This window comes from Polaromonas sp. (genome assembly GCF_030689685.1).
Classification (GTDB): Bacteria; Pseudomonadota; Gammaproteobacteria; order Burkholderiales; family Burkholderiaceae_C; genus Polaromonas.
Genome location: NZ_JAUYEY010000030.1, coordinates 67,278 through 87,297, shown reverse-complemented (window position 1 = coordinate 87,297; position 20,020 = coordinate 67,278). Strand labels below are relative to the sequence as shown.

General features: G+C 62.7%; 20 protein-coding genes and 1 other RNA gene. 9 read left to right on the top strand and 12 right to left on the bottom strand.

Annotated elements, in window-relative coordinates; all coding sequences use genetic code 11:
• Positions 1 to 22 precede the first annotated feature (22 nt).
• Positions 23 to 394, bottom strand: coding sequence for a dihydroneopterin aldolase (locus Q8O29_RS08300; RefSeq protein ID WP_305561714.1), 372 nt, complete (start codon positions 392 to 394; stop codon positions 23 to 25).
• 40 nt (positions 395 to 434) lie between these two features.
• The gene (locus tag Q8O29_RS08295) at positions 435 to 1,229 is read right to left on the bottom strand and encodes an SDR family oxidoreductase (RefSeq protein ID WP_305561712.1); all 795 of its coding nucleotides are present in this window, start codon (positions 1,227 to 1,229) and stop codon (positions 435 to 437) included.
• Between Q8O29_RS08295 and Q8O29_RS08290 the strand changes: the two genes are divergently transcribed.
• Positions 1,228 to 2,388, top strand: a complete 1,161-nt coding sequence (locus Q8O29_RS08290) for a class I SAM-dependent methyltransferase (protein WP_371134183.1) — start codon at positions 1,228 to 1,230, stop codon at positions 2,386 to 2,388. The genes Q8O29_RS08295 and Q8O29_RS08290 overlap by 2 nt on opposite strands.
• A gap of 39 nt (positions 2,389 to 2,427) precedes the next feature.
• On the opposite strand, the gene Q8O29_RS08285 is transcribed toward Q8O29_RS08290, so the two are convergent.
• Entirely contained in the window at positions 2,428 to 3,276 is an 849-nt protein-coding gene (locus Q8O29_RS08285) for a MurR/RpiR family transcriptional regulator (RefSeq protein WP_305561708.1), read from the bottom strand.
• A 138-nt stretch (positions 3,277 to 3,414) separates the two neighbouring features.
• On the bottom strand, positions 3,415 to 4,881 hold the full coding sequence (zwf, locus tag Q8O29_RS08280; protein WP_305561737.1) for a glucose-6-phosphate dehydrogenase: 1,467 nt from the start codon (positions 4,879 to 4,881) through the stop codon (positions 3,415 to 3,417).
• A gap of 105 nt (positions 4,882 to 4,986) precedes the next feature.
• Between zwf and tal the strand changes: the two genes are divergently transcribed.
• The 3 genes from tal to Q8O29_RS08265 all read left to right on the top strand — a co-directional run bounded on the left by tal (position 4,987) and on the right by Q8O29_RS08265 (position 8,605).
• A complete protein-coding gene (tal, locus tag Q8O29_RS08275; protein WP_305561706.1) occupies positions 4,987 to 5,937 on the top strand; it encodes a transaldolase in 951 nt (316 codons plus the stop codon).
• Positions 5,934 to 7,514 carry a glucose-6-phosphate isomerase gene (pgi, locus tag Q8O29_RS08270; protein ID WP_305561704.1) on the top strand — a complete coding sequence of 527 codons (1,581 nt, stop codon included), beginning with the start codon at positions 5,934 to 5,936 and terminating at the stop codon, positions 7,512 to 7,514. Before tal ends, pgi begins: the two co-directional genes overlap by 4 nt.
• Positions 7,515 to 7,624: 110 nt before the next feature.
• Complete coding sequence (locus Q8O29_RS08265; RefSeq protein WP_305561702.1) at positions 7,625 to 8,605, top strand: MBL fold metallo-hydrolase; 981 nt, start codon at positions 7,625 to 7,627, stop codon at positions 8,603 to 8,605.
• A gap of 90 nt (positions 8,606 to 8,695) precedes the next feature.
• Here the strand turns inward: Q8O29_RS08265 and Q8O29_RS08260 are convergent, their stop codons facing one another.
• The 4 genes from Q8O29_RS08260 to phnC are packed head-to-tail and all read right to left on the bottom strand — an operon-like array spanning position 8,696 to position 12,246.
• Positions 8,696 to 9,688 (bottom strand): NAD(P)-dependent oxidoreductase, encoded by a 993-nt coding sequence (locus Q8O29_RS08260; RefSeq protein WP_305561700.1) that lies wholly within the window; start codon positions 9,686 to 9,688, stop codon positions 8,696 to 8,698.
• Positions 9,689 to 9,707: 19 nt separating this feature from the next.
• Entirely contained in the window at positions 9,708 to 10,520 is an 813-nt protein-coding gene (phnE, locus tag Q8O29_RS08255; protein WP_371134182.1) for a phosphonate ABC transporter, permease protein PhnE, read from the bottom strand.
• Entirely contained in the window at positions 10,517 to 11,386 is an 870-nt protein-coding gene (gene phnD / locus Q8O29_RS08250) for a phosphate/phosphite/phosphonate ABC transporter substrate-binding protein (protein ID WP_305561698.1), read from the bottom strand. Before phnD ends, phnE begins: the two co-directional genes overlap by 4 nt.
• Positions 11,383 to 12,246 (bottom strand): phosphonate ABC transporter ATP-binding protein, encoded by an 864-nt coding sequence (phnC, locus tag Q8O29_RS08245; protein WP_371134181.1) that lies wholly within the window; start codon positions 12,244 to 12,246, stop codon positions 11,383 to 11,385. Before phnC ends, phnD begins: the two co-directional genes overlap by 4 nt.
• 128 nt (positions 12,247 to 12,374) lie before the next feature.
• Here phnC and Q8O29_RS08240 point away from each other — a divergent pair, with 128 nt between their 5' ends.
• Both Q8O29_RS08240 and Q8O29_RS08235 read left to right on the top strand, forming a co-directional pair.
• Complete coding sequence (locus Q8O29_RS08240; protein ID WP_305561696.1) at positions 12,375 to 13,337, top strand: LysR substrate-binding domain-containing protein; 963 nt, start codon at positions 12,375 to 12,377, stop codon at positions 13,335 to 13,337.
• 84 nt (positions 13,338 to 13,421) lie between these two features.
• Positions 13,422 to 13,733 (top strand): DUF805 domain-containing protein, encoded by a 312-nt coding sequence (locus tag Q8O29_RS08235; RefSeq protein WP_305561694.1) that lies wholly within the window; start codon positions 13,422 to 13,424, stop codon positions 13,731 to 13,733.
• A 64-nt stretch (positions 13,734 to 13,797) separates the two neighbouring features.
• On the opposite strand, the gene Q8O29_RS08230 is transcribed toward Q8O29_RS08235, so the two are convergent.
• From Q8O29_RS08230 to Q8O29_RS08220, 3 genes are all read right to left on the bottom strand, one after another.
• Positions 13,798 to 13,872: non-coding RNA, sX9 sRNA (locus tag Q8O29_RS08230), on the bottom strand.
• Between the two features lie 51 nt (positions 13,873 to 13,923).
• Positions 13,924 to 15,579, bottom strand: coding sequence for a chaperonin GroEL (gene groL / locus Q8O29_RS08225; protein ID WP_305561692.1), 1,656 nt, complete (start codon positions 15,577 to 15,579; stop codon positions 13,924 to 13,926).
• A 168-nt stretch (positions 15,580 to 15,747) separates the two neighbouring features.
• Positions 15,748 to 16,038, bottom strand: coding sequence for a co-chaperone GroES (locus Q8O29_RS08220; RefSeq protein WP_305561690.1), 291 nt, complete (start codon positions 16,036 to 16,038; stop codon positions 15,748 to 15,750).
• Positions 16,039 to 16,611: 573 nt separating this feature from the next.
• Here Q8O29_RS08220 and Q8O29_RS08215 point away from each other — a divergent pair.
• Positions 16,612 to 16,803, top strand: a complete 192-nt coding sequence (locus Q8O29_RS08215) for a hypothetical protein (protein WP_305561688.1) — start codon at positions 16,612 to 16,614, stop codon at positions 16,801 to 16,803.
• Positions 16,804 to 16,860: 57 nt separating this feature from the next.
• Here the strand turns inward: Q8O29_RS08215 and metK are convergent, their stop codons facing one another.
• Positions 16,861 to 18,042 (bottom strand): methionine adenosyltransferase, encoded by a 1,182-nt coding sequence (gene metK / locus Q8O29_RS08210; protein ID WP_305561687.1) that lies wholly within the window; start codon positions 18,040 to 18,042, stop codon positions 16,861 to 16,863.
• Positions 18,043 to 18,216: 174 nt separating this feature from the next.
• Here metK and Q8O29_RS08205 point away from each other — a divergent pair, with 174 nt between their 5' ends.
• On the top strand, positions 18,217 to 19,080 hold the full coding sequence (locus tag Q8O29_RS08205; protein ID WP_305561685.1) for a lysophospholipid acyltransferase family protein: 864 nt from the start codon (positions 18,217 to 18,219) through the stop codon (positions 19,078 to 19,080).
• Positions 19,077 to 19,973, top strand: a complete 897-nt coding sequence (locus Q8O29_RS08200; protein WP_305561683.1) for a lipid A biosynthesis acyltransferase — start codon at positions 19,077 to 19,079, stop codon at positions 19,971 to 19,973. Before Q8O29_RS08205 ends, Q8O29_RS08200 begins: the two co-directional genes overlap by 4 nt.
• Positions 19,974 to 20,020: the final 47 nt, after the last annotated feature.

The window sequence follows — 20,020 nt, the reverse complement described above, 5'->3', positions numbered from 1 at the left end:
TTTTCCTTGAGGCTTTTAAACCTTACCACTGGCCGGTCTCGACCCGAATCGCCACTTCGCAGTCGTCAAAAATTTCAAGCTTGGCAATTTTCACACGCACGCCCAGCACGCCGGGCAATTGCATCAGCCGGTGCGCCAATTTGCCGATCAGCGTTTCCAGCAGGTTCACATGTTCGGCCCGGCACTCGTTGATGATGATCTGCCGCACCTTGCGGTAGTCCAGCACATGGTGGATGTCGTCATCGCTGGGCAGCAGCGGCTGCGTGCCCAGGTTCAGCTCCGCATCGACCTGTATCGGTTGCGGCGCGGTTTTCTCCTGGTCAAGAATGCCCAGGTTGGCGTCAAAGCGCAAACCGGTCAGCGTCAGTATCTGGTTGCCACTGGTATTGAACATCTTGGGTATCGGGCTGCGGTGCGTGTGTAGGAAAGCGCGCTCACATCAGTGAGAAATCGCGCTCGAATTTCATCAGGTGCTGGCCGCCGTCCACCAGCAGGGTGGTGCCGGTGATGGACGTATTTTCCAGCGCGAATTTGACGGTGGCGGCGACATCGGCCGCACTGGACGAGCGGCCCAGCGGAGACAGCGTGTGCAGCGCTGCGAATTTTTCCTCACTCAGCAAATGGCTGGTCAGCGTCAGTCCCGGCGCCACGCCCACCACCCGCAGTTGTGGCGCCAGCGCAATCGCCAGCATGGTGTTGGCTGCTTCCAGCGCCGCTTTGGACAAGGTGTAGCTGAAAAAGTCGGGGTTCTGGTTCCAGAGTTTCTGGTCTAGAAGGTTGATGACCGCAAACCGGCCGTTTTGCCCAGCGGCCGCGCCCTGCGCCTGTCGCGCCAGCACATGGGCATGCAGGGCCTGCGCCAGCACAATTGCCGCGCCGGTATTGCTGCGCATGTGTTTTTCCAGCGCTGCAAAACTGAAGCTTGCCGCGCTGTCGTGTTCAAAGGTGGAGGCGTTGTTGACCACCGCATCGACCTGGCCAAAATGTGTGATCACCTGCGGCAACAAAAGCTGCACCGCTGCCTCATCTTCGAGGTCGCAACAAAACCGGGCTGCAGCCCCTGCCAGTCGGTCGCAGTCAGCTACAGTTTTAATAGCATCCTGTTCCGAGCTGCGGTAATGCACAGCCACGCGCCAGCCGCCCGCAGCCAGCGCGAGCGCAATCTCGCGGCCCAGCCTCAGCGCGGCGCCGGTGACGAGAACAACAGGAGCAGGGGAAACAGGTGGCATGGGAGGGTGCAGTGCAATCGCCGACAATTCGGGGGTGACTCCCCCAAACACGCCGACACCCCCTAGTTTAACGAGCGCCCTTGCCGCGCACATCCGTGAGGCCATCGCCGCAGCCGGCGGCTGGATCAGCTTTGACCGCTTCATGGCCCTGGCCCTGTACACGCCCGGCCTCGGTTATTACGCCAATGACTCGCGCAAATTCGGCCTCATGCCTGGCTCGGGCAGCGATTTTGTGACTGCGCCCGAGCTGTCGCCGCGTTTTGGCCAGACGCTGGCGCGGCAGGTGGCGCAGGCGCTGCAGGCAACGGCAACAGCCGAAATCTGGGAGTTTGGCGCCGGCTCGGGCGCGCTTGCGCAGCAGTTGCTGGGCGCCCTGGGTCCGCAGGTCAAAAGCTACACCATCGTCGATTTGTCCGGCACGCTGCAGGCGCGGCAGCGCGAGCGGTTGGCGCTCTGGGGCGACACGGTGCGCTGGGTCAGCGAGCTGCCCGCGCAGATGCAGGGCGTGGTGGTCGGCAACGAGGTGCTGGACGCGATGCCGGTCCAGTTGCTGGTGCGCCGCGATGGCGCCTGGTTCGAACGCGGCGTGGCCGTTCACGATGCCCTGTTTGTCCATGCTGACCAGCCGACTGTCCTGCGTCCGTCATTTGACGTGGCGGGCAATCACGATTACCTGACCGAGATCCACTCGCAGGCCGAGGCTTTTGTTGCCACCCTGGCCGACCGGCTGCAGGCCGGCGCGGTGTTTTTGATTGACTACGGCTTTCCCGAGCATGAGTATTACCACCTGCAACGCAGCATGGGCACGCTGATGTGCCACCGCGGGCATCGGGTCGATGCCGACGCGCTGCAGGATGTGGGGGAAAAAGACATCACCGCGCATGTCAACTTCAGCAGCATCGCGCTGGCCGGGCAGCAGGCGGGCCTGCAGGTGCTGGGCTACACCAGCCAGGCGCGTTTTCTGCTGAACTGCGCCGTGCTGGACGGCATGGAGGACGCGCCGCTGGCCGAACGCGTGATGGTGCAAAAACTCATCAACGAGCATGAGATGGGTGAGCTGTTCAAGGCGATCGCCTTTGTGGTCGATTCACCGGAGCGCCCCTGGGGCGGGTGGCAGGCGATGGGCTTTGCGCAGGGTGACCGAACCCACACTTTGTAGGGCTGCCGACGCCAAGTTGGCCTCACACCCCCAGGCGGCTCAAGCGTAGCGCTTGCTGCGCAAATTGTTTTTCATCTCCTTGAGCAACGGCTGCAGCTTCTCGCCGCCTATGCGCAGCGCCACACAGGTGGCCAGGATGTCGATGATCATCAGGTGCAGCAGTCGCGACACCATGGGGCTGTAGCGGTCATAACCTTCCGGGTGGTCGGCCGCCAGGTGGATGTGGCCGGCCGAGGCCAGGGGCGAGCCGCTGGCGGTGATCACGATGGTGGTGGCGCCGTTTTTGCGCGCAATACTTTCGGCGTCCATCAGGTCGCGGGTGCGGCCCGAGTTGGAGATGATCACCACGCAATCGCCCGGCCTCAACAGCGAAGCGCTCATCACCTGCAGGTGGCCGTCGCTGTAGGCGATCGAATGCACGCCGAGTCGGAAAAACTTGTGCTGCGCGTCCTGTGCCACGATGCCGGAGTTGCCGACGCCGAAAAACTCGATGCGCTGGCCGGTCTGGTAGGTGGCAGCCAGCGCCGTTGCCGCTTTTTCAATCGCGACCGAGCTGGCGTCGTTGCGGTACTTGAGAAAGGCCGCCACCGTGTTGTCGATGACCTTGACCAGCACATCACTGGTTTTGTCGTCCACGTCCACGCTGCGGTGGATGAAGGGCACACCCTCGCTGACGCTGCCGGCCAGCTTGAGTTTGAAGTCGGACAGGCCGTCGTAACCGACGCTGCGGCAAAACCGGATCACCGTTGGTTTGCTGACATGCGCGCGCGACGCCAGCTCCGTCACCGGCAGATTCGCAAAAGCGCGTGGATCGCCCAGCACCAGGTGCGCCACCCGCTGCTCAGCAGGCGCCAGCGACGGCAGGCAGGCCTTGATGCGGTCAAGCACTGGATAAGCCCCGGAAGCCGCGCGCCACATACCGGACTGCGTATTGCAAGCAGGGGCCGCGGGTCCGGCTTTGCCGGCCCGCAGGCGCAGCGGCCCCCTCGGGGGGCAGCGACGACACGGCAGTGCGGAGCGTGGGGGCTAACATTCTTCGCTCCAGCAATAGTCGTCCCTGGCAATCATCGCGCTGGAAGCGCTGGGGCCCCAGGTGCCCGCCGCGTAGGGACGCGGTCCCGAGCTGTCCTGCTGCCAGGCGTCCAGAATCGGTTCAACCCAGCGCCAGGCTTCTTCCTGCTCGTCGCTGCGCACAAACAGGTTGAGCCGGCCATTGATCACGTCGAGCAGCAGGCGCTCGTAGGCGCCGACGCGTTCGGTGCCGAACCGCTTGTCAAAGTCCAGGTCGAGTTGCACTGGCGCCAGCGTCTGGCTGGAGGCGCGTGCGCCAGCCCGGTTGTCCTGGCCTTGGGCGAACAGGTGCAGCTCCAGCCCGTCCTTGGGCTGCAGGTTGATCACCAGGCGGTTGCCTGCGCCCTGCGGTGACTTGAAGATGGCATGCGGCGTCGGCCGGAAGTTGACCTCAATGTGGGCGTCGCGGTCGGCCAGGCGTTTGCCGGTGCGTATGTAAAACGGCACGCCGGCCCAGCGCCAGTTGGCAATCTCGGTGCGCAACGCCACAAAGGTTTCGGTCCGGCTGTCCGGTTTGACGCCGCTTTCCTGCAGGTAACCGGGCACCGCCTCGCCGGCTATGCTGCCGGCGGCGTACTGGCCGCGCACCACATGCTGCTTGAGCGTTTCAGGGGTCCAGGGCTTGAGCGAACGCAGCACCTTGAGTTTTTCGTCGCGGATCGCGTCGGCATGGGCGTTGATGGGCGGCTCCATACCGATGGCGCAGAGCAATTGCAGCGCATGGTTTTGCACCATGTCGCGCAGCGCGCCAGTGCTGTCGTAGAAGGCGCCGCGTTTTTCAACGCCGAGCTCCTCGGCAATCGTGATCTGGATGTTGGCAATGTTTTCGCGGCGCCACAGCGGTTCGAACAGCGAGTTGCCGAAACGCATGGCAAACAGGTTCTGTACGGATGGCTTGCCCAGGTAGTGGTCGATGCGGAAGATCTGCTTTTCCGGCAATACACGCAGCACCGCTTCGTTGATGGCGCGGTTCGAGGCCAGGTCATGGCCCAGCGGTTTTTCCAGCACCACGCGGGTTTGCGGGCCGTTCAGCCCGACAGCGGCCATGTTTTCGCAAATGCCGGTGAACAGTGCCGGCGCGGTCGCCAGGTACATCACCACGGTCTCGGCCTGGCGCGCTTTCAGGGTATCGGCCAGTTGCGCATAGTCGGCGGGCTGGGACAGGTCCATGCGCAGGTAGTGCAGCAGGGCGGCAAAACGCTCGAATTCGCCGCCGCTGGGGCGTTTGGCGAGCTCCACGCTGTCAAAGCGCGACTGGATCAGTGCGCGGTACTGTGCATCGCTCATCGCATCGCGGCCCACGCCGACGATGCGGCCATCCGCTGGCAGCGATCCGTGCCGGAAGGCCTGAAACAGGGCGGGCAGCAGCTTGCGCCAGGTGAGGTCGCCCGTACCGCCGAACAGGACCAGGTCAAAGCTCATCATCAATCGCCATGTAATAAAGTTTCATATTCTGTGCGCATAATCGTAACTCAATCAGGGCCCCCGCCGACAGGCCTGCCGGCGCCAGACATCTACACTTCGACCATGAACCAACTCGACGCTCTCAAACAGTTCACCACCGTGGTTGCCGACACCGGTGATTTCAAACAGCTCGACGCCTTCAAGCCGCAGGATGCGACCACCAACCCGTCGCTGATCCTCAAAGCCGTGCAAAAGCCCGAGTACCAGCCGCTGCTGCTGGACACCATGGCCAAGTTCCGCAGCCGGGCCCTCGACGAAACCATGGACCGCCTGCTGGTGCGCTTCGGCTGCGAGATCCTGTCCATCATCCCCGGCCGCGTCTCGACCGAGGTCGATGCCCGCCTGAGCTTTGACAGCAACGCCACCTTCACCCGTGGCGAGCGCATCATCGAGCTGTACGAAGCTGAAGGCATCCACATCGACCGCGTGCTGATTAAGGTGGCGGCGACCTGGGAAGGCATTGAGGCCGCGCGCCGGCTCGAGGACCGTGGCATCCACACCAACCTGACCCTGCTGTTTTCCTTCTGCCAGGCCGTGGCCTGCGGCCAGGCGAAGGTACAACTGATCTCGCCTTTTGTCGGGCGTATTTACGACTGGTACAAAAAGTCGGGCGGCGCTGCCTGGGACGAGGCCGCCAAGTCGGGTGCCAATGATCCGGGCGTGTTGTCGGTGCGCGAGATCTACAACCATTACAAACATTTCGGCATTGCCACCGAGGTCATGGGCGCAAGTTTTCGCAACATCGGGCAGATCACCGCGCTGGCCGGCTGCGACCTGCTCACCATCAGCCCGGAACTGCTGGCCCAGCTCGCCGCCAGCGAGGCGCCGCTGCAGCCCGCACTGGACGCCAAAGCCGCCCAGGCGCTGGATTTGCCCGCCGTCGATTTTGACGAGGTGACCTTCCGCTACGCCCTCAATGAAGACGCCATGGCCACTGAAAAACTGGCCGAAGGCATACGCGCGTTTGCGGCGGATGCGGTGAAGCTCGAAAAATTGATGCTGGCCGCCGCATGAGTGAAGCCATGATCCGCTGCGACCGCACACCCGCCTGGGCGGCGCTGCGGGCGCTGTACGCGGCGAACGCCAAAACCTTTGACCTGCGAGAGGCGTTTGCTACCAACCCGCAGCGTTTTGCGGAATTCAGCCAGGACGCGCCCCATGTGTTTGCCGACCTGTCGAAAAACCTGATTGACGTGCAAACGCAAAGCCTGCTGCTGGACCTCGCGCGCCAGTGCGGGCTTGAGGATCGCCGCGACGCGATGTTTGCCGGTGAGGCCATCAACCGCACTGAAAACCGAGCAGTTTTGCATTTTTTATTGCGAAATCCGGCCCCAGCCCATACTGGACGGGCGCAAGCAGCTCCTGAAAACATAGCAAATGAGTTGGCAGAGATGCACCGGACGCTGGATGCCATGTTGGCTTATGCCGAGCAGGTGCGGCATGACGCGGCCATCACCGACATTGTCAATATAGGTATTGGCGGCTCCGACCTGGGGCCGCAGATGGCGGTGTTGGCGCTGGAAGAATTTCGTCAACTCGGCAAGCGCCTGCACTTTGTCTCCAACATCGACGGTCAGGAACTCGCCGGTGTGCTGGCGCAACTCAAGCCGCACAACACGCTGTTTCTGATTGCCTCCAAGACTTTCACCACCACCGAGACCATGACCAATGCCGGCTCGGCGAAACACTGGTTTGAAGCGCAGGGTGGCACAGACATCGCCGGTCATTTTGCCGCGCTGACGACCAACGTGGCGGCGGCGAAAGCTTTCGGCGTCAGCACCACCTTCGGCTTCTGGGACTGGGTCGGCGGCCGCTATTCCTTGTGGTCGGCAATTGGTCTGCCACTGGCGATGGCGATTGGCGCGCAGGGATTCCGGGATTTCCTGGCCGGCGCCCATGCGATGGACGAACACTTCCGCAGCGCGCCCCTCGCTCAAAACCTGCCGGTGCGCCTGGGCCTGCTTGATGTCTGGTACCGCAACTTCCACGGTTTCACCAGCCGCAGCATTGCGCCTTACAGCAGCGCCTTGCGCCGCCTGCCGGCCTATCTGCAGCAACTCGAGATGGAGAGCAACGGCAAACGCGTTGACCTGAACGGCCAGGCCCTGCCGTTTGCGACGGCGCCCGTGCTCTGGGGCGAACCCGGCACCAATGGCCAGCATGCCTATTTCCAGATGCTGCACCAGGGCACCGAAGTGGTGCCGGTCGAGTTTGTTGCCGTCAAGCGCGCTGCGCGCAGCCTGCCGGGCCACCACAACAAGCTGCTGGCCAATGTGCTGGCCCAGGCCCAGGCGCTGATGCAGGGAAAAAGCGACGTGGGTGGGCACAAACATTTCTCGGGCAACCGGCCCAGCACCTTTCTCATGCTGGAAGAACTGACCCCGGCCAGCCTGGGCGCCCTGATCGCGTTGCAGGAGCACCGCGTGTTTGTCAGCGGTGCGATCTGGGGCCTCAACAGTTTCGACCAGTGGGGGGTCGAGCTGGGGAAGGTGCTGGCCAAAGCCCTGGAAAGCCGGCTGGACTCGGGTGATGCGGCCGGGCTCGATGGTTCCACGGCCGGCTTGCTGCAGCGGCTGCAATCGCCTGAATAACCCGGATTCCCCCAAACCGCCGCCGGGTAATCAGGGCGCCGCGGGCGGTCGCTGCCTGAGTCGGAGAGCATTCATGGGTTTCTTCAACCCATGACTCAGGAGCTATAAAAATGATCAATCGCCGTGACCTGCTTGTCGGAGGGGGCGCCGCTGCCGCCGCCTACCTGGCCGGATCCTTCGTTCCCCTGGTGGCGCAAAACGCCCCGAATTTTGGCGCACCCAGCGTGGTCCAGGTGGGTTATCGCCGCCAGCAGATGGGTGACATGGAGGTTATCGCGCTCAATGACGGCGTGACCCGCCGCCCCCTGGCTGCAGAGTTTGTGCGCAACACGCCGCTGGACCAGGTGCAGGCGCTGCTGCGTTCGCAGAATCTGCCCACCGATTACATCGATGTGCCCTACACCGCCTTCCTGATCGTCATGGGCAACCGCCGCGTGCTGATCGACACCGGTTTTTCTGACAACGGTGGACCGACCACGGGCCGGCTGGTTAGCAACCTGAATGCAGCGGGCTACAAGGTGGAGGACATCGACACCGTGATCCTGAGTCACTTCCATGGCGACCACATCAACGGCGTACGCAACAAGGCCGGCCAGCTGGTGTTCCCGAACGCCAAGATCATGGTCCCGACGGTGGAGTACGACTTCTGGATGGACGACGCTCGTATGGCTGCCGCTCCCGAAGCGATGAAGGGCGCCTTCGCGAATGTGCGCCGTGTCATGGGCGGACTGGGGGCAGACCGTCTGGTCAAGTTCGTGCCGGGGACCGAGATCATCCGTGGTGCGAACAGCCTCAAGTCGGTCGCCGCCTTCGGACACACGCCGGGTCACACCCTGTTCGTGGCGCAGAGCTACCGCTTTAAGTTCGCCTACCTGGCCGACCTGACCAACATCCCGCAGCTGTTCGCCCGCAATCCCGACATGGCCGTGGTGTTTGATATGGATGCTGCCGCTGCGCGCGAGGTGCGTCGAAAGGTCTTCGAGATGACGGTGCAAGAGAATATGACCGCCGGTGGTTTCCACTTCCCCTTCCCGGCGTTTGGCCGCATCGAGAAGCTGGGCAACGGTTACGACTTCAAGCCGGTCGCCTGATTCTGAACCTGCAACAAAAACCCGCAGGGCGCGAGCCCTGCGGGTTTTTTGTTGCGTGCGCGGGGTCGCAGGCGGAGTGCCCTGCGCTACTCAGGCAGCGACTTTGTGCGGCATGTTGATGGCGTCGGGAGGGTTTCTGCCCTGCAGCACCGCAATGATGTTGTCGGCGGCACTTTGCTCGATGGCCACTCGCACCCTGTGGACCGCGGAGCCGATGTGAGGGGTGAAGACGGTGTTGTCCTGCGCCAGCAGCTCGGGAGAAATCACCCGTGGCCGATCATTGAGCTGCCAGTCTTCGCAGGCAAACACGTCGGCGGCGTAACCCCCGAGGCGGCCGGCTTTTATTGCCCGCAGCACCGCGGCTTCGTCCACCACCGATCCCCGCCCGATGTTGATGACGAGCTGGCCGGCCCTGGCCTGCTCGAACTGCGCGTCGCCCACCAGGTGGCGGGTCGAGGCTGTGAGCGGGGCGGCTACAAACAGGAAGTCGGCCTGTTTTGCGGCAGTTTCGAGCGCCACCATCTCGACGCCCGGCGGCGCCGCGCCGGGATCCACCCCGAGGATGCGCGCGCAGCCAAAACCGGACAGTCGTTGCACTATCGCCCGGCCGACATGGCCCAGCCCGACCACGGCAGCGACGGAACCGTGCAAACCGGTGCCGTAAAAATGCGTGCGCCACCCTTCGAAATTGCCAGAGCGGACGTAGGCGTCCCCCTGCCGCACATGCCGGGCCAGTGTGATGGCCAGGCCGACGGCCAGCTCTGCCGTCGGCTCGGTGAGCAGGTCCGGCACGATGCTGAGCCAGACGCCGGCCTCGGTGCAGGCCTGCACGTCGAAGTTGTCAAAGCCCTTGAGCGCGCAGGCGACGATCTCCAGGTGCGGCGCGGCGCGAAGCAGGTTTTGGTCGACCTGGTCGGTCATGAACCCCATGATGGCCGTAGCCTGCGCGGCGCGCCGTATCACCTCTGATGCGGGCCAGGGGTCCGGGCCGGTGTTCATGTCGAGTTCGCCATGCGCGGACAGGCGGCGCTGCACGTCTTCATGGATATGCTGGGTGACCAGAATTTTCGGGCGTGTGCTCATTGGAATTTGTTGGATGTCATTATTTCAATTTTCGGCGCAAGGCTGCGCCTATGCTGTCAACCACGAGGACGCAGGCCAGGATCGCCAGCAATATCGCCGACACCTCGTCGTACTTGATGAGCCGCAGCGCGGCCATCAGCTCGAAACCGATGCCGCCGGCGCCGACAATCCCCAGCACCGCGGAGGCGCGGAAGTGGTACTCCCAGCGGTAGATGGTGATGTCGGCCAGCTGTGGCAGCACCTGCGGCAGCACGGCATGTGTGATGACTTGCAGGCGGCTGGCCCCTGCGGCACTGGCCGCTTCCAGCGGCCTGGGGTCCACATGCTCAATCGCTTCGGCGTAAAACTTGGCCACCATTCCCATGGAATGCAGCGCCAGCGCCAGTACCCCGGGCAGGGCGCCGAAACCGACCACGGCCACAAACAGGATGCCCAGGATGATTTCCGGGACCGACCGGAACGCTGCCAGAAAGACGCGCGTCATCCGGTAAACGACGGCATTGGGCGTGGTGTTGGGCGCGGCCAGCAGGGCCAGCGGCAGTGAAAACAGCACCGCCAGCGCCGTGCCGGCGATCGACATGGCCAGCGTATCGAGCAGCGGCTTGAGCCAGCTCTGCCAGCGCGAAAAGTCGGGCGGCACCATTTCGGACGCCAGCTGCGCCACCGCCGGCGCACCCTCGACAAACCGCGTCAGGTCGAAAAAGCCGGTGAGCCACAGCGCACCTACGCAAACCGCGACGATGCAGGCCACCAGCCGTGCCTGGCGGCCCGATCGCAGGCTGGCCAGCGAAAGAATCTGCGTGTAACGCGCGGCGCTTGTTGCACTCGTCATTTGGTTTTTGCCAGATCGAGCTTGAGCAGCGTGGCCGTCTCACGCAGCACGTCGTAGGCCTTGTCGTCGGTGGCGGCAAAGCCATCCACACGAAACGCCCTGAGCACTTCCTTGTCTTTCATCGTCAGGAACGCTGAGCGCAGGGCCTGCTTCAGCCCCGGCGCCAGGTTGCCCTGCATCACCATGGGGTAGTTGGGAATCGGCGCCGACAGGTCCAGTTGCACCACCTTGCTGGCGTCGATCGTGCCCTTGGTCACGAGGGTGTCGAAGATCGCCTTGGAGAGCGCGCCGGCCGGGACCTGGCCTGCCTGCACCGCGCGGGCCACCGCGTCGTGGGCGCCCAGGTGCACAGGTTTGTAATCTTTCGTGCCGTCCAGCCCGGCTTTTTTCAGAAGGTGCGCGCGTGGCGCCAGGTGGCTGGAGGTGGAAGCCTGGTCACCAAAGGCAAAAGGCTGGCCCTTGATGTCGGCCAGGGACTTGACCGGCCCGCCTGCGGTGGCGATCAGGATGGAGTTGTAGGTGGGGGAGCCACGCTCGACGCCGACCGCGAAGGGCTCGATCTCGGGCGCGCGGGATTTGGCCAGCACATACGAAAACGGACCGAAATACGCCACTTCGATGCGGCCGAAACGCATGGCTTCGATCATCGAGGAGTAGTCGGTGGTGACGATGAGCTCGATGTCCTTCTTCAGGGTCTGCTCGAGGTACTGCTTGAGGGGCTGGGCATTCTGGATCAGCGTGGCGGCGTTTTCGTCGGGCAGCAGGGCGACGCGCAGTTTGGCCGGATCTTTGCCCTGGGCAAATGCCGGGACAGCCAGGCTGGTGGCCAGGACGGTGAGGGCGAGCAGATGGTGGCGACGGTTCATGACAGGACTCCGGTGGATTGCAAATGGACAAGGGTGGGAAGGGGGCGTTTGGCCGGCGCTGGATCGCCTGCAGCGCGATACAGGCTCTGGGCGCGCTCCGGTGTCAGTTCCGCCGGCGTGCCATCGAAAACAACGCAGCCGCCCTGCAGGCCCACAATGCGGTCGGCAAACTGGCGTGCAAATTCCACCTGGTGCAGGCTGACAATGAGCGTCAACCCGTCACTGCGGCAAATGCCGTGCAACAGTGCCAGCAGGCGCTCGGCGGTGCTCGGGTCCAGGCTGGCCACCGGCTCGTCGGCCAGCAGAAGCTTCGGTTGTTGCACCAGGGCCCTGGCGATGCCCACTCGCTGTTGCTGGCCGCCAGACAACTGGTCGGCCCGGTCCAGCGCGCGGTCCAGCAAGCCGACCCGGTCCAGCGCGGCCAGCGCGCCTTCCTTTTCGGCCCGCGACCATGGGGCCAGGGTGGCCAGGGCGCTGTGGTAGCCCAGCCGGCCCATCAGCACATTCGCCAGAACGGACAGACGCCCGATCAGGTGATGCTGCTGAAAGACCATGCCCGTCTGCCGGCGGTGACGGCGCAGCTTGGCCGGTTCGGACAAGGGCCCGATATCGGTAGCCACGACCTGCCCGGCGCCGGGGCAAACCAGCCCGTTCAATGAACGCAGCAGCGTGGACTTGCCCGCGCCGGATGCGCCCAGCAGGACGACAAACTCACCCTCCGCAAAATCCAGCGATGTGGGATGCAGGGCGCGCGTGCCGTTGTTGTAGGTGACCTCGATCGCCTCTGTGCGCAGCGCGACCTGTGCCTGTCTTCCGGCCTGAAAAACGCGGGAAGCAACTGAAGCGTGGGTGTTGTTCATGACAGTCGGCCAGGTTGATGTGAAGGACGGAACCCGGTGGAGGATCCATGCACCCAGTATCTGCAGCGTGCATGACACCGGTATTAATCAAACTGTCATCTCTGCCGATTAACCTATAGATCAAACCTATGGATCTGTCGTCTTCCGCTGAACTGAAAGCATTTGATGCGACTGCCCGCAGCGGCAGCATGTCGGCGGCCGCCCGCCTGCTGGGGATTCGCCAGCCGACCATTTCGGCGCATATCGCAGGACTGGAAAAACGTTTTGGCGTGGAGCTTTTTGTGCGCCGTGGACGCGGGGTGGAACTCACGACATTTGGCCATGCACTGCACGAGGTCAGCAACCGCATTTATCGCGCCGAGCAGCAGGCGGCGCTGCTGCTGCTGAGTGCACGCAGCCAGTACGAAGGGCATCTGAAAATTTCCGCGGTAGGGCCCTACAACGTGTTGCCCATGCTTGCAGGTTATCGCGCCCTGTTTCCGAAAATCCGCCTGGCGGTCAGCGTGGGTGATTCCCGGCAAATCGTCGAGGGCATCCTGGACCACCGCGACGATGTGGGTGTGCTGCTGCATGCGGTCGATGACGAACGGGTGTATTGCGTTCCCTACCGCCGCCAGGCCTTGATCGTTTTTGCTGCGGCAACGCATCCGCTGGCGCGCCTGAAGGACATGCAGCTTTCCGATCTGGAAGGCCAGGAATTTGTACTGCGCGAACAGGGCTCGCAGACGCGGTCGGTGTTTGAAGCCGGATTGTCGGCGGCCGGCGTGCGCGTGCGCAGTTCGCTGGAAATGGGCAGCCGGGAGGCGGTACGGGAAGCGGTGGCCCAGGGTCTGGGCCTCGGTGTGGTGGCGCAGACCGCTTTTTTGCCGGATTCGCGCCTGACGGTGTTGCCCATCGCGGACATGGCGATCAGCACGCATGTGCATGTGATCTGCCTGGCGGAGCGCCAGTCGGCTCCCTTGATAGCCGGATTTCTGGAGGTGGTCAACCGGCTCAAACGGGGCGACAGCGCCCCGGTGGGCTTGCCCGTTGCACGAGACCCGGCACCCCGGGCAGCAAGTGAGGCACGCTCCGGCGGCTCCCTGGCCTGAGCGGCTGCGCCAGGGCCTCGCGTCATCCCCGTCGAATATCATGTCGCGGGGAATTTACCCTGACACTCCTGAGGAGGAGAACCCATGAACTTCGGTCAAGCCATCTCGACCTGTTTTGCCAAATACGCCACCTTTTCCGGGCGCGCATCGCGTCCGGAGTTCTGGTGGTTTTTCCTGTTCCAGATCCTGGTGTCGATTGCTGCCTCGATGTTCGGCGATGTGATCAATGCCCTGGTGAACCTGGCCTTGCTGCTGCCGGCGCTCGCCGTGGGCGCGCGCCGCCTGCATGACATCGGCAAAAGCGGCTGGTGGCAACTGATCGCCCTGACCATCATCGGTTTGCTGGTGCTGATCTACTGGTGGGTCCAGCCCGGCAACAACGACGATCCGGTCTGAGTTCAGGCGCGCAAAAAAAAAACCCGCAGGGCGCGAGCCCTGCGGGTTTTTTGTTGTCCGGAATGTCCGGACGGCGTAGCGAGCAGGTGCCAGGCCAGGCGGACGGAGCGGAGGAACCGGAGCGTACCTTGGGGTACGTGAGGATTCCGAGCACCGCCCAACGACGCATGGCGCCTGCGCAGTAGCCGGATTACCTGCCCATGCCGCCCATGCCGCCCATGTCTCCCCTGCCGCCAGGCATGCCGCCGCCGCCGGCGCCGGACTCGTCTTTCGGAGCCTCGGCCACCATGCACTCGGTCGTCAGCATCAGCGACGACACAGACGCTGCGTTTTGCAATGCCGTGCGGGTCACTTTGGTAGGGTCCAGGATACCCATGTCGATCATGTCGCCATAGGTGCCGTTCTGGGCGTTGTAGCCGTAGTTGCCTTTGCCGGCCAGCACCGCATTGACCACCACGCTTGGCTCTTCGCCAGCGTTGGCGACGATGATGCGCAGCGGCTCTTCAATCGCGCGCAGGATCAGCTTGATGCCGGCGTCCTGGTCAGCGTTGTCACCCTTGATGGTGCCAGCAGACTGCTTGGCGCGCAGCAGGGCCACGCCGCCGCCGGCCACAATACCTTCTTCCACTGCAGCGCGGGTTGCGTGCAGGGCGTCTTCCACGCGGGCTTTTTTCTCTTTCATTTCGACTTCGGTGGCAGCGCCAACCTTGATCACGGCAACACCGCCGGCCAGCTTGGCCACGCGCTCTTGCAGCTTCTCACGGTCGTAGTCGGAGGTTGCTTCTTCGATCTGGACACGGACCTGCTTGACGCGGGCTTCGATGTCAGCAGCCGCGCCGGCGCCGTCGATGATGATGGTGTTTTCCTTGCCCACTTCGATGCGCTTGGCCTGGCCGAGGTCAGCCAGGGTCACTTTTTCTAGTGTCAGGCCAACTTCTTCAGCGATGACCTTGCCGCCGGTCAGGGTGGCGATGTCTTCCAGCATGGCTTTGCGGCGATCGCCGAAACCAGGGGCCTTGACAGCCACAACCTTCAGGATGCCGCGAATGGTGTTGACCACCAGCGTAGCCAGGGCTTCGCCTTCGACGTCTTCCGAGATGATCAGCAGCGGACGGCTGGACTTGGCAACTTGCTCCAGGGTAGGCAGCAGGTCGCGGATGTTGCTGATCTTCTTGTCGTAGAGCAGCACAAAAGGGTTGTCCAGAATCGCGGACTGCTTTTCCGGGTTGTTGATGAAGTAAGGCGACAGGTAGCCGCGGTCAAACTGCATGCCTTCAACCACGTCGAGTTCGCTGTTGAGGGACTTGCCGTCTTCAACGGTGATAACGCCTTCTTTACCAACTTTGTCCATCGCTTCCGCGATGATCTTGCCGACTTCTTCGTCGCTGTTGGCGGAAATGGTACCGACCTGGGCAATTTCCTTGCTGGTGGTGGTGGGCTTGGAAGCTTTTTTCAGCTCTTCGACCAGGGCTGTCACAGCCTTGTCGATGCCGCGCTTCAGGTCCATCGGGTTCATGCCGGCGGCGACATACTTCATGCCTTCGCGGACGATGGCCTGAGCCAGAACGGTAGCGGTCGTGGTGCCGTCACCAGCGATGTCAGACGTCTTGGAAGCCACTTCCTTGACCATCTGCGCGCCCATGTTCTGCAGCTTGTCCTTGAGTTCGATTTCTTTGGCGACGGACACACCGTCCTTGGTCACGGTGGGGGCGCCGAAAGAGCGCTCCAGCACCACGTTGCGGCCTTTGGGGCCCAGGGTAACCTTGACTGCGTTGGCCAGGATGTTGACACCCTCGACCATGCGTGCGCGGGCTTCGCCGCCGAAAATGACGTCTTTTGCTGCCATGTTAATTCTCCAGAATATTCAAAAAAGTTTTACAGGTACCGTTGTGGTGAAAGAAAGCGTAGCGAGCGGCTGTCAGGCTAGGCGCGCCGCGCACAGCAACCGGAACGTACTCAAGTACGTGAGGATTGCGAGCACGGAGTAACGACGCATGGCGGCCGCGCAGTAGCTTTATTTCTCGACAACCGCGAAGAGGTCGTCTTCTTTCATGACCAGCAGTTCGTCGCCGTCGACCTTGACGGTCTGGCCGCTGTATTTGCCGAACAAAACGCGGTCGCCGACCTTGACGGCCATGGCGCCGATTTCGCCTTTGTCGTTCTTCTTGCCAGGACCAACGGCCAGCACTTCGCCTTGATCAGGCTTCTCGGCGGCGCTGTCAGGAATGACGATGCCGGAGGCGGTTTTGGTCTCGTTTTCGACACGTTTGACGATCACGCGGTCGTGCAGGGGACGAAGTTTCATGGGAGCTCCTTGTTTGAAACAGTTGGGATAATCAAAAAGCACAGCGTGCAATGCGGTGCTTGTGAAATGGCTGGCTTGAGCGGCGTTGTTAGCACTCAATACCATCGAGTGCTAATCATAAGGCTGTTTAGTGGCAGTTTCAAGTCAAAAATCAGAAAAATGGAGGCCCCACGATCTCTGACCGCGCCTCTGGCGCAGCGTTGCCCCCGGAAATCATTTCGGTTTGTCCTACAAAAGTCTGGCCTGCGTCCGACATCTGGCGCTGGATTGCCCACCTAAAGTGGTTGCTAGATCAAATTTATGGGCGGCCTGCCCAAACGGGGACGATGTATGAATCAATTTGTGATTGAGATGACTGGCAGCCAGCCGGGCCAGCGGTCCGGACACGTATCCGCAGGCGACGGAAAGTTTGCCGGCACAGGTGTTCGCGGTGGCGCAGTGCGCTCTCCTTGGCCGTTTTTGGTCAATACCAGTGCGCCTGCCAACGACAAGCGGCCCCCACAAGCTGTCTGTCATTCGTCCGGCTTTGCGAGTTGAGCGCTAATTGGAACGCAGTCAGCCAAAGGAAGCATCATGGGTGAAACAAGCGTTGGCCAAGGCAAGCATGGTGACGACAATGAAAATCAGGTGAAAAAAGACGCCCCGCCCAGCAAGACCTTGGGTGAAGAAGGCACGAATAAAACGCAGTCCCAGCCCGATCCGAACGCCAAGCCGTCGGAGGCTGGTGGCGGCAAATTTATAGATCCCACGCCTTTTAACCGGTGAAATTTCGTGCACAAAAAAGCCACCGCTAGCGGTGGCTTTTTTGTGGGTGGGACAGCGTTACAGGCCGGCTGCAGCGCGAAGCGCAGCGGCTTTGTCTGTCTTCTCCCACGTAAATTCCGGCTCGTCGCGGCCGAAGTGGCCGTAGGCGGCGGTTTTTTCGTAGATCGGGCGCAGCAGGTCCAGCATCTGGATGATGCCTTTGGGGCGCAGGTCAAAATGTTCGTTGACCAGGGCCGAGAGTTTTTCGTCCGACATCACGCCGGTGCCTTCGGTGTAGACGGTCACGTTCATCGGGTGCGCGACACCGATGGCGTAGGCCACCTGAATCTGGCACTGCTTGGCCAGGCCGGCCGCCACGATGTTCTTGGCAACGTAACGCGCAGCGTAGGCGGCCGAGCGGTCCACCTTGGAGGGGTCCTTGCCGCTGAACGCGCCACCGCCGTGCGGGCAGGCGCCGCCGTAGGTGTCGACAATGATCTTGCGGCCGGTCAGGCCGCAATCGCCCTGCGGGCCGCCGATGACAAAACGGCCGGTCGGGTTGATCAGGTACTTGGTGTCTTTCAGCCATTCCTTGGGCAGCACCGGCTTGATGATTTCCTCGATGATGGCTTCGACAAAGGAGGCCTTCATCTTGTGCGCGGTTTCGCTCTGGTCGGGGCTGTGCTGGGTCGACAGCACCACGGTGTCGATGCTGTGCGGCTTGCCGTCCACATAACGCATGGTGACCTGGCTCTTGGCGTCCGGACGCAGGAAAGGCAGGCGGCCGTCCTTGCGCAACTGCGCCTGGCGCTCGACCAGGCGGTGGGCGTAATAAATCGGCGCGGGCATCAGCTCGGGCGTCTCGTCGCAGGCGTAGCCGAACATCAGGCCCTGGTCGCCGGCACCGGTATTGAGGTGGTCGTCGGACGCGTGGTCCACGCCCTGGGCGATGTCGTTGGACTGCTTGTCGTAACAGACCATCACGGCGCAACCCTTGTAGTCGATGCCGTACTCGGTGTTGTCATAACCGATGCGCTTGATGGTGTCGCGCGCGACCTGGATGTAGTCCACATGCGCGTTGGTGGTGATCTCGCCGGCCAGCACGACCAAGCCGGTGTTGGTCAGGGTTTCAGCGGCGACGCGGGACAGCGGGTCCTGCTTGAAGATGGCATCGAGGATGGCATCGGAAATCTGGTCGGCCACCTTGTCGGGATGGCCTTCGGAGACGGATTCGGAAGTAAAGAGAAAATCGTTCGCCATTGCGTACACTCCATGAAGTTAGTCGGCGCGTTGCCGGCTTGGGGTGCCTCGGCGAACGCTTTAGCAGTTTGGTTTAATGTCGCCCTGCAAGTTGTTCAGTAACTCGGCGACAGCCTCCATTATATCGCTTCACCGCTTTTCCCAGCGCCTGCGCTCCTGCCCTTTTACCCTTTCATGCTCCATCTGTTCCGGTTTCTGTCCCACTGGCCGTTGCCTGCGCTGCATGCGCTGGGCGCCGGTTTGGGTTGGTTGATCTGGTGGCTCAGCCCCGGTTACCGGCGCGAATTTCGCGCCAATGTGGCCCAAGCCGGGCTCGCGTTTGAAGCGGCGCAGCCAGCCATAGGCGAAGCCGGGCGGTTTGTGGCCGAGCTGCCTAAGCTGTGGATGCGTCCGCCCACGGCCTCCTGCCTGGGCAATGTGCGCATCGAAGGGCAGGGCGAGGTCGATGCCGCTTTTGCGCGCGGCAAGGGCGTGATTTTTTTCGGCCCGCATTGCGGCAGCTTTGAACTCGGGCCGCAGGCGCTGGCCGAACTGTATGGACCGATCACCGCGATTTATCGGCCGGCGCGCAAGCCCTGGCTGGCGCGGCTGGAACTGCTGGCCCGCAGCCGGCCCGGGCTCACGGTGGTGCCGGCCAGCCTCAGCGGCATCCGCCAGATGTTTCGCACCCTCAAGAACAATCAGGCGGTAGCGCTGCTGACTGACCAGGTTCCGCCCGACGGGCAGGGCGTGTGGGCGCCGTTTTTCGACAAGCCGGCCTACACCATGACCCTGGCCGCGCGGCTGGCGCTGCAAAGCGGCGCGGTGGTGCTGCCGGTCAGTTGTGAACGGCTGGCGCGCGGGCAAGGCTATTTCCTGAAAATCTGGCCGCCGCTGGCCGCGCTCGACAGCTTGCCCAAAACCGATTTGCTGCCGGCGGTGACGGTCATCAACCAGGCGATTGAAGCGATTGTGCTGAGCCAGCCAGGTCAGTATCTGTGGGGCTACGCGCGTTACAAGCAGCCGCGTCAGCAGCATGCCGATGAGGGCGTGCCTTGAAGACCCCGCGCCAACTCGTCAGTCACCTGTTTACCCGCAGCGGCATTGTGTTCATGCAACTGCTGGCAGCGCTGCCATTGCCGCTGGTGCGGGCCATGGGCGTGGCGCTCGGTTGGTTGCTTTACATACTGGCTGCCCCGCGCCGTCGGGTCGTGGATACCAATTTGCGCTTGTGTTTTCCGGAAAGACCGGAGGGTGAGCGGCAGGCCCTGGCACGGCAGACCTTTGTGTTTTTTGCCCAGGCCTGGCTGGACCGAAGCTGGCTCTGGCATGGGCATCCGGACAAACTCAGGCGGCGCCTGCAGCTCAAGGGCGCGCTGACCGAACTGGACGGCGAGCAGCCGGTGGTGTTGTTTGCGCCGCATTTTGTCGGGCTGGATGCCGGCTGGGCGGCGCTCACGCAGCAACTGCCGCGCGCTTTCACGACCATCTATACCGACCAGGCCAACAAGCTGCTGGACCGCTGGATCTTGCGTGGCCGCAGGCGTTTTGCCAATGCGCGGCTGTTCGGCCGCGCTGAAGGGGTGCAGCCCATCATCAGCGCGCTGCGCGCGGGCCAGCCGCTGTATTTGTTACCTGACATGAACTTCGGGCCGGAAGAGTCGGTGTTTGTGCCTTTTTATGGCGTGGATGCCGCCACCGTGCCCTCGCTGTCGCGTTTTGCGAAACTGGGCCGCGCCAGGGTTGTTCCGGTCGTGACGCGCATGACAGCCACGGGTTATGAGGTGGAGGTGATGACGGCCTGGACCGACGTACCCTCGGCAGACTTTGTGGCCGACACGGCGCTGATGAATGCGCGGCTGCAGAACTACATCAATACCATGCCGGCGCAGTACTACTGGGTGCACAAGCGTTTCAAGAGCCGGCCCGACGGTGAGCCGTCGATCTACTGAGTGCTTACAAGCCTTTTAGACCTTCAGCCCATAATAGACGGGCGCTA